Origin of the sequence: Edwardsiella hoshinae NBRC 105699 = ATCC 33379 (genome assembly GCF_000474215.1) — a bacterium.
In the GTDB taxonomy this organism is placed as follows: domain Bacteria; phylum Pseudomonadota; class Gammaproteobacteria; order Enterobacterales; family Enterobacteriaceae; genus Edwardsiella; species Edwardsiella hoshinae.
Genome location: NZ_BAUC01000021.1, coordinates 79,296 through 91,789, shown reverse-complemented (window position 1 = coordinate 91,789; position 12,494 = coordinate 79,296). Strand labels below are relative to the sequence as shown.

The window sequence follows — 12,494 nt, the reverse complement described above, 5'->3', positions numbered from 1 at the left end:
CCAATATAGAGCCACTCAATGACGCAAAATATTCATCAAGACCGCATTCTGATCCTGGATTTCGGTTCACAGTACACCCAGTTATTGGCCCGTCGCGTGCGTGAAATCGGCGTTTACTGCGAGCTGTGGGCATGGGATGTCAGTGAAGCGCAGATCCGTGACTTCAACCCGAGCGGCATCATCCTGTCTGGCGGCCCGGAGAGCACCACCGAGGCCGGCAGCCCGCGCGCGCCGGAGTATGTGTTCCAGGCTGGCGTCCCGGTACTGGGCGTCTGCTACGGCATGCAGACCATGGCCATGCAGATGGGCGGTCGAGTAGAAAGCTCCACCGAGCGTGAGTTCGGCTATGCCAAGGTAGAGATCACGGCGCACAGCCGACTGTTCGACGGCATTCAGGACTCCCTCAGCGATGATGGCAAGGCCGTATTGGATGTATGGATGAGCCACGGTGACAAGGTGACCGCCATTCCGGCTGACTTCACCACCATCGCCAGCACCGAGAGCTGCCCGTTTGCCATCATGGCGAACGACGAGAAGCGTTTCTACGGCGTACAGTTCCACCCGGAGGTGACTCACACCCACCAGGGGCAGCGTATGCTAGAGCGCTTCGTGCTGGATATTTGCGGCTGTGCCGCGCTGTGGACCCCGGCGACCATCATCGAAGACGCCGTGGCGCGTATGCGTGAGCAGATCGGCGACGATGAGGTGATCCTGGGCCTGTCTGGTGGGGTGGACTCTTCCGTGACCGCATTGCTGCTGCATCGCGCCATCGGCAAGCGCCTGACCTGTGTCTTCGTCGACAACGGGCTGTTGCGTCTGAACGAGGCCGAGCAGGTGATGGCGATGTTCGGTAACCAATTCGGTCTGAACATCATCCATGTCAACGCCGAAGCGCGTTTCCTCTCCGCGCTGGCTGGCATCGCCGACCCGGAAGCCAAGCGTAAGACTATTGGTCGCGTATTCGTCGAGGTGTTCGACGAAGAAGCCGCCAAGTTGCCCCAGGTCAAGTGGCTGGCACAGGGCACCATCTACCCAGATGTGATCGAATCCGCCGCCTCCGCCACCGGTAAGGCGCACGTGATCAAGTCGCACCACAACGTGGGTGGCCTACCGCAAGAGATGAAGCTGGGGCTGGTTGAACCGCTGAAGGAGCTGTTTAAGGATGAAGTGCGCAAGATCGGCTTGGCGCTGGGTCTGCCGCACGACATGCTGTACCGCCACCCGTTCCCGGGACCGGGTCTGGGCGTGCGCGTGCTGGGGGAAGTGAAGAAAGAGTACTGCGATCTGCTGCGCCGCGCCGACGCCATCTTCATCGAAGAGCTGCACAAGGCTGACCTGTATAACAAGGTCAGCCAGGCCTTTACCGTCTTCCTGCCGGTACGCTCTGTCGGCGTGATGGGCGATGGGCGTAAATATGACTGGGTCGTCTCGCTGCGTGCGGTAGAGACCATCGATTTCATGACCGCCCACTGGGCGCATCTGCCTTACGACTTCCTGGGCCGCGTCTCCAACCGTATCATCAACGAAGTCAACGGCATCTCACGCGTGGTGTACGACATCTCCGGTAAGCCGCCAGCCACCATCGAGTGGGAATGATTTCGCGTCTGGCAACAGCCTGAACGGACAAGCCGTAAAACACCGCTAAGCCCGCATCACTGCGGGCTTTTTTGTTTTTGTGTCTGGCGATGCCGCCGAGCTTTTAATTATTATAGGGTAATGGGCTAGTTTACTCGCTGCCGGCGTGCGTTGGCACCTAGATTCAACATCGTCATTTCCCGTCGCGAGGGGGCTGCGGGTGTTAATATAGCCGTCAAGTTTTCAATTTCCCGGGTACGAACATGAAGCAACGTATAGAGCGCTCTGGCGTATCGCTTGATGCCCCGTATCTGGATCTCCAGTGCGAGGAGCTCAAGCAGGCTGGGCTCGCGGTGGCTCATGTGCGTGGCCGAGGTTGTGGCTGCAAACTGAAGCTAGACGACCAACAGGTGGCGAGATTAAGGCTCTGTTGCGCGCTCCCTTGATACCGGTGGCCGCGGTTACCCGTTGTTATGGCGTGTCCCGAACCGTCTTTTACAAGTATGTTGGCGTCATCACGCCACATCAATGAGGAGCTTGGATGAACCAACAGCTAGACACTGCAGATAACGTGCGCCGTAAGGTGGCTTCTGCTACAGCGAAGAAGCACAAAGCCGAGTTGGGGCAATTTATGACGCCGTCGACTGTGGCTCGCTTTATGGCGTCGTTGTTTCCAGCCAGTAGTCAGCAGACCTGTCGTCTCCTGGATGCTGGTGCGGGGGTCGGCGCGCTGTCCTGTGCTTTTCTTGACCGCTGGGTGATGGGGGAGTTTGGCTTTGAGTCTGTCGAAGCAACGGCTTATGAGGTGGACGCGAAATTACAGGGATACCTTAAGCAGCATTTGGCGGCCTATAGCAAGGTCAAGGCTGAGGTTATTGCTGGGGATTACATCGCGCTGGCAACAGCCGAGGGCCCGCAGGCTAGGAGCTACACCCACGCGATCCTCAATCCGCCCTATAAGAAGATCAACAGCAACTCAGCGCACCGGCTGGCCCTCCGCTCGGTTGGCATCGAGACGGTGAATCTGTATTCGGCCTTTGTCGCGCTGGCGGTGGCGCAGGCTGCACCGGGCGGCCAGATTGTGGCGATCATCCCACGTAGCTTCTGTAATGGGCCCTACTACCGTCCGTTTCGTGATTTTATCTTGGCGCATACAGCCATTCGCCATATGCATCTTTTTGCTGCGCGCAATAAGGCATTTAAGGACGATAACGTGTTACAAGAGAATGTCATCATCCACCTGGAGCGGGGCGGCCAGCAGGGACCTGTGACGATCACCACCTCGACCGATGATAGTTTTACCGATCTTGCCACAAACGAACACCCGTTTGAGCGGATCGTGTTCCCGGATGACGTCGATCGTTTCATTCATGTACCCACCACGACAGAGAAAAGCGCTATTGAGTTATCCCCTGCCGTGCGTTATTCGTTGGCCGATATGGGGATCAATGTATCGACCGGGCCGGTAGTGGACTTCCGTTTGAAAGCGCACCTGCGAGACATGCCTGAAGAAGGCGCAGTGCCGCTTATTTATCCCGGGCACCTGAACATCACCGGTGTGCGCTGGCCGTTGCCGGGCTTGAAGAAGCCGAATGCGATCATGTGTAACGCTGAAACGGAAAAGTGGCTTTATCCGAATGGTTTTTATTGTGTGGTGCGTCGCTTCTCATCAAAGGAGGAAAAGCGCCGAGTGGTGGCGAGTGTCGTTGATCCTGCGGTTTTTGGGAGGAATACCCTGTTGGGTTTTGAAAATCACATGAATCTTTTTCATGAGAACAAGCGCGGCTTGCCCGAGTCGCTGGCCCGAGGGTTGGCCGTGTTTCTGAACAGTAGCGCCGTGGATGAGACCTTTCGCCGCTTCAACGGTCATACGCAGGTCAACGCGACTGATCTCAAGCGGATGAAGTATCCGAGTCGTGAGGCGTTGATCGCGTTGGGTCAGTGGGCCAAACAGCATCGCGAAATTACGCAGAACATGATTGATAAACAATTAGGGAAATTGATCGCATGACTGATAAGAAGAATGACTACATAGAGGCCGCTCATCAGATCATCATGTCGCTAGGTCTACCTCGTGCGCAGCAAAACGAGCGCTCAGCATTGTCATTGCTAGCCCTACTGAACCTCACGCCGGACAAGCCGTGGTCAGCAGCGGAGAACCCGTTGATGGGGATTACGCCGATCATGGATTGGGTTCGTAAGCACTATGGCAAGACGTATGCGCCGAATACCCGCGAGACTTTCCGACGTCAGACCATGCACCAGTTCTGTGATGCTAGCTTGGCTCTCTATAACCCGGACAAGCCAGACCGTCCGGTGAATAGCCCAAAGGCCGTTTATCAAGTCGAACCCGCAGCCCTTAACCTACTGCGCAGTTTCGGCTCCGCGCAGTGGCGCGACAATCTCACGGCTTATTTGGCTGAGCGTGAAACGCTGGTGGCCAAGTACGCGAAAGCGCGCGAGCAGAACCGCATCCCGGTCGAGATTGCGCCGGGCAAGAAAATCACCCTGAGCCCAGGCGAACACAGCGAACTTATCCGGGATATCATCGAAGCGTTCGCCCCGCGTTTTGCGCCAGGGAGCGTGCTGATCTATGCCGGTGACACCGGCGACAAGTGGGGCTATTTCGATGCCGAACTGTTGGCCGAGTTGGGCGTGGATGTAGATTTACACGGTAAGATGCCCGATGTGGTTTTACATTTTACCGAAAAAAATTGGTTGTTGCTGGTGGAGTCTGTCACCAGTCATGGCCCGGTTGATGGCAAGCGTCACGTCGAACTCGCTAAACTCTTTGCCAGCGCTAAGGCCGGGCTGGTCTATGTGACCGCTTTCCCTAACCGCACTATTATGAGCCGCTACTTGGGCGAAATTGCGTGGGAGACCGAGGTGTGGGTGGCCGATGCACCATCGCACCTGATCCACTTTAACGGTGTGCGCTTCCTTGGGCCGTATCCGGCGGAAGATAATGGGGAATAGCCTCGTTTCCCCATAAGGATCGGGCTCTCGACGGATTGTCGCGTAATATGAGGAGTAGCGCCGTGAGCGGGAGACAGAATGGGGCATACGCGGAAAACAGAAAGGCGGGCTGAGACCCGCCTTGCTACACAGGAAAGCGACGTGCGCGCTTACTTCATCTTAGCGAAGCTGCGGCGGGCGGCGTCGATGGTCTTCTGGATGTCCTCCTGGCTATGGGCCAGGGACATGAAGCCCGCCTCGAAGGCGGACGGTGCCAGGTAGATTCCCTCTTCCAGCATCAGGTGGAAGAAGCGCTTGAAGCGCTCGGCGTCGCAACGCAGCACGTCTTGGTAGCCGGTTACACTGGGCTGATCGGTAAAGAAGATGCCGAACATGCCGCCGACGTGGTTCACCACCAACGGAATGCCCTCTTCATGCGCGGCGGCCAGTAGGCCCGCGGCCAGGTTGTCGGTTAGCTCAGTCAACTGCGGGTAGATGCCCGGCTGGTTGATTTCGTTCAGGCAGGCATAGCCGGCGGCCATGGCGACCGGGTTGCCGGACAGGGTACCGGCCTGGTAGACCGGGCCGGTCGGCGCGAGCGCTTCCATCACCTCACGGCGTCCGCCGAAGGCGCCTACCGGCATGCCGCCACCGATGATCTTGCCCAGGCAGGTGAGATCTGGAGTAACGTCGTAGTACGCCTGCGCGCCCCCCAGGGCGACGCGGAAGCCAGTCATCACCTCGTCGATGATCAACAGCGCACCATACTGATCGCACAGTTCGCGTAAGCCTTGCAGGAAGCCTGGCTGAGGCGGAATACAGTTCATATTGCCGGCTACCGGCTCGACGATGATACAGGCGATCTCTTGCGGATACTGGGCGAAGGCGGCGCGCACCGACGCCAGATCATTGTACTGGCAGGTCAAGGTGTGCTTGGCGAAGTCGGCCGGTACGCCCGGTGAGTTGGGCTGACCCAGGGTCAGGGCGCCGGAGCCGGCCTTGACCAGTAGGTGATCGGCGTGGCCATGGTAGCAACCTTCGAACTTGATGATCTTATCGCGGCCAGTAAAGCCACGCGCCAGGCGGATGGCGCTCATGGTGGCTTCGGTGCCGGAGTTCACCATGCGTACCATGTCCATGCTGTCGATCAGTGAGGTCACCAGCTCGGCCATGCGCACCTCCATCTCGGTCGGGGCACCGAAGCTTAGCCCGCGTTCGACGGCGGCGATCACCGCGTCACGGATCGCCGGATGGTTGTGCCCCAAGATCATCGGTCCCCAGGAGCCTACGTAGTCGATGTAGGCCTTACCATCGGCATCATACAGGTAGGCGCCGTCGGCCCGTTCGATAAACAGCGGCGTACCGCCAACGCCGGTAAAGGCGCGAACCGGGGAGTTCACTCCGCCGGGGATTAGCGTTTTGGCCTGCTCATACAGTCGTTCGGACTTATTCATTCTCGGCTCCAGGCTGATAAAAATAGAGAAATAACCCTATGCTATTCTAAAGAAGTCTGCCGCGAGATGAAATGCGTCGTGGTGTGCCATGGCATCGTGTTGATTTTTGCTGTTAGAGACATTGTCTAATACTTTGCGGAGACGGCGCCCTCCAGAGAGAGTAAAATGCTCAACCTATTTGTACTATTTATCTATTCCTTGACCAACTTCACTGACTGAATTAACTATGACTACGCAACAAGACTCGAGCTCTCAGCCGATGACGCCCCGTTTACGGCGCAGTAGCGTGCTGAGACGCGTAATACACCGGGATAAGACACCGCTCGCCACCTTGGTGCTGGCGGCGATCGTGGGAACCTTGGCCGGGCTCATGGGCGTTGCCTTTGAGCGTAGTGTGGACTGGGTGCAGCAGCAGCGTTTGGCCAGTCTGGCCGAGGTCGCCAATTACTGGTATATCGTCTGGCCGGCGGCGATCTTGGGATCGGCGGTGTTGGCAATGTTTGGTTATTACCTGGTGCGTCGTTTCGCCCCCGAGGCGGGGGGATCGGGGATCCCGGAGATTGAGGGGGCGCTGGAAGATCTGCGTCCGGCACGTTGGTGGCGTGTGATCCCGGTGAAGTTCTTCGGCGGGATGGGGACCCTCGGCGCCGGCATGGTGTTGGGGCGAGAGGGGCCGACGGTACAGATGGGCGGCAACCTCGGGCAGATGGTGTATGACCTGTTCCGTCTGCCTAAGCGCGACAATGAGACGCGTCATACCCTGTTAGCCACGGGGGCGGCGGCGGGTCTGACCGCCGCCTTCAACGCTCCGCTGGCCGGTATCCTGTTCATCATTGAAGAGATGCGCCCCCAGTTCCACTATAGCCTGGTGTCGATCAAGGCGGTGTTCATCGGCGTGATCATGTCCTGCGTGGTGTTCCGCTTCTTCAATGGCGAACACTCGGTGATCGAGGTCGGGCGGCTGGGCGTAGCCGAAATCAACACCCTGTGGCTTTATCTGGTGTTGGGCATGGTGTTCGGCATCGTTGGCGTGCTGTTCAACCAGGGGGTATTCCGTACCCAGGATATGTTCATGCGGATGCATGGCGGTGACTGGCGTAAGTTGATGCTGATCGGCGCGGCGCTAGGCGGTCTGTGCGGGGCATTGGGCCTGATCCAGCAGGAGGCGGCCGGCGGCGGTTTTGCTTTGATCCCTATCGCGGCAGAAGGCAACTATACGGTCGGCATGTTGCTGTTTATCTTTATCGCTCGAGTGGTGACCACGTTGCTATGCTTCGGCTCCGGTGCGCCGGGCGGGATCTTTGCCCCGATGTTGGCGCTCGGCACCTTGCTGGGCACCGCTTTCGGCATGGCGGCGGCCTATCTGTTTCCGCATTACGGCATCGACCCAGGTACCTTCGCCATCGCCGGGATGGGGGCGTTGTTCGCCGCTACGGTGCGTGCGCCGTTGACCGGTATTGTGCTGGTGCTGGAAATGACCGATAACTATCAGCTTATTTTGCCGATGATCATTACCTGTCTTGGCGCTACACTACTGGCGCAGTTTTTGGGTGGCAAACCGTTATACTCCCGTATCTTGGAGCGGACGTTGCACCGTCAGATGCAGGAGCAGCAGGATGCGCAGAAACGGGCGGAGCAGAGTGGGCAATAAGCGCACAATACTTGAATGGATTAGTCGGGTATTGGATAATCGCCCGATGAGTCAGTATGCCCGACGCCAAGCGGCATTCTGATAGGTACACTGGCTGGAGCAATCAATGAGTGATGAAATGGCAGTGCCGTTGCAATTTACCGATGCGGCGGCAAATAAGGTGAAATCGCTGATCGCGGATGAGGATAACCCGAACCTGAAGCTGCGTGTGTACATTACCGGTGGCGGTTGTAGCGGCTTTCAGTACGGTTTTACTTTCGACGATAAGATCAATGATGGTGACATGACCATCGAAAACCAGGGTGTAGCGCTGGTCGTTGATGCGATGAGCTTGCAATACCTGGTAGGCGGCACGGTGGACTATACCGAGGGGCTGGAAGGGTCACGTTTCATCGTGAATAACCCGAACGCCAAGACCACCTGTGGTTGCGGCTCGTCGTTCAGTATCTGAGCCGTCAGGCTAACGGCTAATCACAATGGCACCCTCCTATGGAGGGCGCCATTTTTTTATGCGCGAATCCAAGCCTGTGGTGACGCCGAAAGCCCCAGCGTGCGGATCGCTAGTCGTTGACCGCTTCCTGCGCTGCCGCGTGGGGCACTATATTCGCGCCTCATACCACAGGCGTCAGTCAAGAGTAAAGGTAGGCAGCTTCAGGTGCCAGCGGATGGCGGCCAGCCGAATCCCCAGGGTGATGATCATGCCCAGCATCATCGCCTGTTGCAGCGGTATCCCGAAGATCACATATCCGGTGACATGGACGATACCGCCGATGATGCAGGCGGTGGCGTAGATCTCGGTACGCAGGATCATCGGGATTTCTCGCGCCAGTACGTCGCGGATGATACCGCCACCGACGCCGGTGATCACCCCCATACAGACGGCGATCATCGGCCCCGCCCCTGCGGCGAAGGCCTTATTGACCCCGATGCCGACAAAGACCGCCAAGCCGACGGCATCCAATACGGGTAATACCCAACCGGGCAAGCGGCGGGGTTGGCGTACTAATACGATGGTTAACAGGCAGGTGACCATCGCCACAACCAGATCCGTCGGATCGCGTACCCAAAATACTGGGCCGTTATCCAGCGCCATGTCGCGAATGGTACCCCCTCCCACAGCGGTCACCACTCCCAGCACCAAAACCCCGAAGGGATCCATACGTAGCTTCCCCGCCAACAGGACGCCGGAGATGGCAAAGACGGCGGTACCCAAAATATCTAACCAATAAACCAGCATAACTTTGACCTCGTTAATGCCGCCAACCTCCGGCAGAATTGATTGTCGCGATAATGATTTGTGATCTTATTGTTTTTATTGGAAATCACCTTGCAGAGGCGGCGCATAAGATAGCGTGAAAAACGCGGCGTTGCCATGCCGGTAAGGCGATGGCGGACGGGCTTTTCGCTATTCTGTGCGGTGGCTCGCGCCGATGGCGGATCCCACCGAATCTGGCGGCCTTTTGTCTGACAAGGGGGAAGGCGCTGACGGCGGAAAATAGGGCGCGCGGCGGCGCGCCCGGGGAGGCTAAGAGGCGGGCTGAGGGCGGGGTAACGCCTGTAACTGAGCGCAGAGTGACTCCGCGGCCAGAAGAATGCGTGGCCCGCTGCGATTGAGCCAGTCGCGCTCGACGGCGATCACCGGCACTGTCAATTGCGGGCGCCAGAAAGCGGCGACACTGGCGGCCTGCTTGGCATCACCGCCGATGACGATCGCCTGGGGATGGCGCGCGATCACCTGTTCGCGGCTCACCTGCGGCCAGGGTACTGGGCTTTGGGCAAAGATATTGTGCGCTCCACACAGCGTCAGCAGATCGCTCTGCAACGTCTGGCCGGAGGTGGAGAACAGGGGCTGGCTGCCAAACTGCATCATCACCCGCAACGGCGCCCCTTGCGCATAGCGTTGGCGCAATTCATCCAGTCGCTGGCGAAACGCAGTCGCAGCCTGGTGCGCTTGCTCCGGATGGGGGCTGTAGGCGGCGAGTCGGTCGAGATCGTCGGCGATCTGGCTGACCCGTTGGGGATCGGCGTAGAAGATCGGAATACCGAAGGCGGCGAGCTGATCGATCGCCCGGCGCGGGTTGCCGCCGTGCCAGGCCAGGATCAGATCGGGTTTCAATGCCAAGATCCGCTCCAGATTGATCCCGTTCCACGACGCCACCTTTTCCAACTTGGCCGCGGCGGGGGGATAGTCGGAGTAGGCGCTGACAGCCACCATACGTTCGCCCAGCCCGGCGGCGTAGGCCAATTCGGTGGTATGTGGCGAGAGGCTGATGACGCGCAGTGCCGCCGCCCACAGCGGGGCGCACAGGCTGGCGCCGAGCAGCAGGGCGAGCAGCGCGTTGCCGCCCATCCCGCGCCGGCGATCTGTCTGGCGTAGGGCGGCCATGGCTTACTGCTGGGCCAGTTCGCGCAGCATGGCCTCCACCATCAAGGTGGACTGCTCGGCGGCGACTTTAAGGAACTCATCGAAGCTGAGGTGGGACGCTTGATCGGCGACATCGGAGATGGCACGTACCACCACGAAAGGAGTGGCGAAGGCGTGGCAGACGTGGCCGATGGCCGCAGCTTCCATCTCGACCGCCGCCACCTGGGGGAAGGTGCGGCGGATGCGAGCCAGCGGTTCGGCGCCATTGATGAAGGCGTCGCCGCTACAGATCAGGCCGCGTACCGCGTTCAGTTGCAAGGCACCGATGCAGCGTTCAGCCAGGGCGATCAGTGCCGCATCGGCGCTAAAGGCCGCCGGGCAGCCGGCCATCTGACCCGGCTGATAGCCGAAGGCCGTGACGTCGGCGTCGTGGTAGCGTACTTCGTCGGAAACGACGATGTCGCCGACGCGCAGGGTGCTGGCCAGACCGCCAGCAGAGCCCGTGTTGATCACCAGGTCAGGCTGGCAGTGATCCAGCAACAGGGTGGTACCCATTGCTGCCGCGACTTTGCCGATGCCGGACTTTAACAGCGCCACTTCGACACCATGCAGACGGCCGGTATAGATCTCGCAGCCGGCCAAGGTGAGGGTCTGGCGGTTTTCGATGCGTTCGCGCAGCAGCGTGACTTCCTGCTCCATGGCGCCAATGATGCCTACTTTCATATCAATACCTATTCTAGGGGGAAAACCAAGGATCATTGCGGCAGTCTACCATAGCCGCGTTGCGGCTGCCGAGGCGTGCTGTGGTGAGGAACGCGGAGGGGGATAGGGCGGCAAGATAGACCAATATCTGTTAGGCTGTGAAAAATCGGTGACGCAGCGCGTCGCCCATCGCGCTCACGACGCCAGGAGGTTCGCTATGCGTATTGATTTCGCCGCCAAACTCAGTTACCAGCGCCCTGCGCGTTCGGCGGGCGATGCACAGCACTTGCACGACGCCTATGAGATCAGCCGTCAGTTCGAAAGCGATCGTGGGCGTATCATCAACTCGGCGGCCATTCGTCGCCTGCAACAGAAGACCCAGGTGTTCCCGTTGGAGCGTAACGCGGCGGTGCGTTCGCGTCTGACGCACTCGATGGAGGTGCAACAGGTAGGTCGCCATATCGCCCGCGAGATCCTGTATTCTCTGGCCCGAGAGGGGCGCACCGAGGCGCTGGGGCTGGCGCACTATACCGAGGCCTTCGAAAGCTGCGTCGAGATGGCCTGCTTGATGCACGATATGGGCAATCCGCCGTTCGGTCACTTCGGTGAGGCGGCGATCAAGGCGTGGTTTAGCCGTGAGCTGGGAGTGAGCGCCGACGGCCATAACCAGCTGGATGATGAGGCTTGCCGGGTGCCGGTTCTACGTCCTAGTGGGCGTGATGCATCATTGGATCGGCTACGCGCGCAGTTGCGCATCGATCTGAGTAACTTCGAGGGTAACGCCCAGTCCATTCGTCTGATTCATACCCTGCTGAAACTGAATTTGACCTATACGCAGACTGCCTGCGTACTGAAGTATACTCGGCCGGCTTATTGGCAGGGGCCGCTGCCTCAGGCATTCGATTACCTGATGAAAAAACCCGGCTACTATTGGGCTGAGGCGGACTTCGTCGAGCAGCTGCGCCAGCAGGTGGCGATGCCGTTGTACCACCGCTTTCCGTTAACCTACATCATGGAGGCGGCGGATGACATCTCTTACTGCGTGGCGGATCTCGAGGACACGGTGGAGAAGCATCTGTTAAGCGTCGAACAGTTGTATGGCTACCTGAAGGCCGAGTGGGGGACGGTGATGGCGGGCGATCTGTTTAGCGTCGCGGTGCAGGATGCCTTCGACCGCTGCAATAAGAAATATGGGCGGCGCAGCGCGGACGATCTCTTTTTTATGTATCTGCGGGTCAATGTTATGAAGCTGCTGGTGCCTCATGCCGCGAGATGCTTTTTAAATAATTTGCAACAGATTTTTGTTGGTGCCTTTAATGGCCCGCTGCTGGCTGCCGGGTCGGAAGAGTACCGCCTGCTGAATATATTTAAGCAGGTAGCGCTGAAGCATGTATTTAATCATTTCGAGGTGGAGCAACTGGAGCTGCAAGGGTATCGGGTGATTAAGGGGTTGCTGGATATTTATAGCCCGCTGCTGGCGATGCCCTTCGAGGCGTTCCAACGGCTGGTACAGGATGACCGTCACCCTGACTATCTGATTGAAACCCGGCTATTTCATAAGCTCTCAGTGAAGCATCGCTTGGCCTATTGCGAAGCCGTGGATGGTTTGGCGTCGTTGTCCGGGGAGGCGCTGAGGGTACAGGAATATTATTACCGCGCTCGCTTGATTCAGGACTATATCAGCGGCATGACAGACTTGTACGCCTATGATGAGTACCGTAGGCTGATGGCGGCAGAATAATCGCGTGAGCGCCGCGGGGGAAGTGCTGGGGTTTTGTAAATGTAGATGTAT

The 12,494-nt window shown here is 58.6% G+C and carries 10 protein-coding genes; 6 read left to right on the top strand and 4 right to left on the bottom strand.

What is annotated here, in order from left to right; all coding sequences use genetic code 11:
- The first annotated feature begins 18 nt into the window (after positions 1-18).
- The 3 genes from guaA (at position 19) to EHO01S_RS10045 (ending at position 4,551) form a co-directional block, all read left to right on the top strand.
- A complete protein-coding gene (gene guaA / locus EHO01S_RS10055) occupies positions 19-1,596 on the top strand; it encodes a glutamine-hydrolyzing GMP synthase (protein WP_024523836.1) in 1,578 nt (525 codons plus the stop codon).
- Between the two features lie 520 nt (positions 1,597-2,116).
- Positions 2,117-3,586 carry an Eco57I restriction-modification methylase domain-containing protein gene (locus EHO01S_RS10050; protein WP_024523835.1) on the top strand — a complete coding sequence of 490 codons (1,470 nt, stop codon included), beginning with the start codon at positions 2,117-2,119 and terminating at the stop codon, positions 3,584-3,586.
- Positions 3,583-4,551 carry a BsuBI/PstI family type II restriction endonuclease gene (locus EHO01S_RS10045; RefSeq protein ID WP_024523834.1) on the top strand — a complete coding sequence of 323 codons (969 nt, stop codon included), beginning with the start codon at positions 3,583-3,585 and terminating at the stop codon, positions 4,549-4,551. The genes EHO01S_RS10050 and EHO01S_RS10045 overlap by 4 nt, the downstream gene beginning before the upstream one ends.
- Before the next feature lie 149 nt (positions 4,552-4,700).
- Here the strand turns inward: EHO01S_RS10045 and hemL are convergent, their stop codons facing one another.
- Complete coding sequence (gene hemL, locus EHO01S_RS10040) at positions 4,701-5,984, bottom strand: glutamate-1-semialdehyde 2,1-aminomutase (protein ID WP_024523833.1); 1,284 nt, start codon at positions 5,982-5,984, stop codon at positions 4,701-4,703.
- Positions 5,985-6,210: 226 nt separating this feature from the next.
- Between hemL and clcA the strand changes: the two genes are divergently transcribed.
- Both clcA and erpA read left to right on the top strand, forming a co-directional pair.
- Entirely contained in the window at positions 6,211-7,635 is a 1,425-nt protein-coding gene (gene clcA / locus EHO01S_RS10035; RefSeq protein ID WP_024523832.1) for a H(+)/Cl(-) exchange transporter ClcA, read from the top strand.
- Between the two features lie 106 nt (positions 7,636-7,741).
- Positions 7,742-8,086: an iron-sulfur cluster insertion protein ErpA gene (gene erpA / locus EHO01S_RS10030; protein WP_024523831.1), complete on the top strand. Its 345-nt coding sequence runs from the start codon at positions 7,742-7,744 to the stop codon at positions 8,084-8,086.
- 174 nt (positions 8,087-8,260) lie between these two features.
- Here the strand turns inward: erpA and EHO01S_RS10025 are convergent, their stop codons facing one another.
- The 3 genes from EHO01S_RS10025 to mtnN all read right to left on the bottom strand — a co-directional run bounded on the left by EHO01S_RS10025 (position 8,261) and on the right by mtnN (position 10,723).
- Positions 8,261-8,872, bottom strand: coding sequence for a TRIC cation channel family protein (locus tag EHO01S_RS10025; protein WP_024523830.1), 612 nt, complete (start codon positions 8,870-8,872; stop codon positions 8,261-8,263).
- 288 nt (positions 8,873-9,160) lie between these two features.
- On the bottom strand, positions 9,161-10,021 hold the full coding sequence (gene btuF, locus EHO01S_RS10020) for a vitamin B12 ABC transporter substrate-binding protein BtuF (protein WP_024523829.1): 861 nt from the start codon (positions 10,019-10,021) through the stop codon (positions 9,161-9,163).
- Positions 10,022-10,024: 3 nt separating this feature from the next.
- Positions 10,025-10,723 carry a 5'-methylthioadenosine/S-adenosylhomocysteine nucleosidase gene (gene mtnN, locus EHO01S_RS10015; protein ID WP_024523828.1) on the bottom strand — a complete coding sequence of 233 codons (699 nt, stop codon included), beginning with the start codon at positions 10,721-10,723 and terminating at the stop codon, positions 10,025-10,027.
- A gap of 196 nt (positions 10,724-10,919) precedes the next feature.
- On the opposite strand from mtnN, the gene dgt reads away from it, so the two are divergent.
- Positions 10,920-12,443, top strand: coding sequence for a dGTPase (gene dgt / locus EHO01S_RS10010; protein ID WP_024523827.1), 1,524 nt, complete (start codon positions 10,920-10,922; stop codon positions 12,441-12,443).
- Positions 12,444-12,494 lie beyond the last annotated feature (51 nt).

Coding starts and splice junctions, on each gene's coding strand:
- EHO01S_RS10045 (WP_024523834.1), top strand. CDS start 3,583: ATGACTGATAAGAAGAATGACTACATAGAGGCCGCTCATCAGATCATC.
- btuF (WP_024523829.1), bottom strand. CDS start 10,021: ATGGCCGCCCTACGCCAGACAGATCGCCGGCGCGGGATGGGCGGCAAC.
- guaA (WP_024523836.1), top strand. CDS start 19: ATGACGCAAAATATTCATCAAGACCGCATTCTGATCCTGGATTTCGGT.
- mtnN (WP_024523828.1), bottom strand. CDS start 10,723: ATGAAAGTAGGCATCATTGGCGCCATGGAGCAGGAAGTCACGCTGCTG.
- hemL (WP_024523833.1), bottom strand. CDS start 5,984: ATGAATAAGTCCGAACGACTGTATGAGCAGGCCAAAACGCTAATCCCC.
- clcA (WP_024523832.1), top strand. CDS start 6,211: ATGACTACGCAACAAGACTCGAGCTCTCAGCCGATGACGCCCCGTTTA.
- EHO01S_RS10050 (WP_024523835.1), top strand. CDS start 2,117: ATGAACCAACAGCTAGACACTGCAGATAACGTGCGCCGTAAGGTGGCT.
- EHO01S_RS10025 (WP_024523830.1), bottom strand. CDS start 8,872: ATGCTGGTTTATTGGTTAGATATTTTGGGTACCGCCGTCTTTGCCATC.
- erpA (WP_024523831.1), top strand. CDS start 7,742: ATGAGTGATGAAATGGCAGTGCCGTTGCAATTTACCGATGCGGCGGCA.
- dgt (WP_024523827.1), top strand. CDS start 10,920: ATGCGTATTGATTTCGCCGCCAAACTCAGTTACCAGCGCCCTGCGCGT.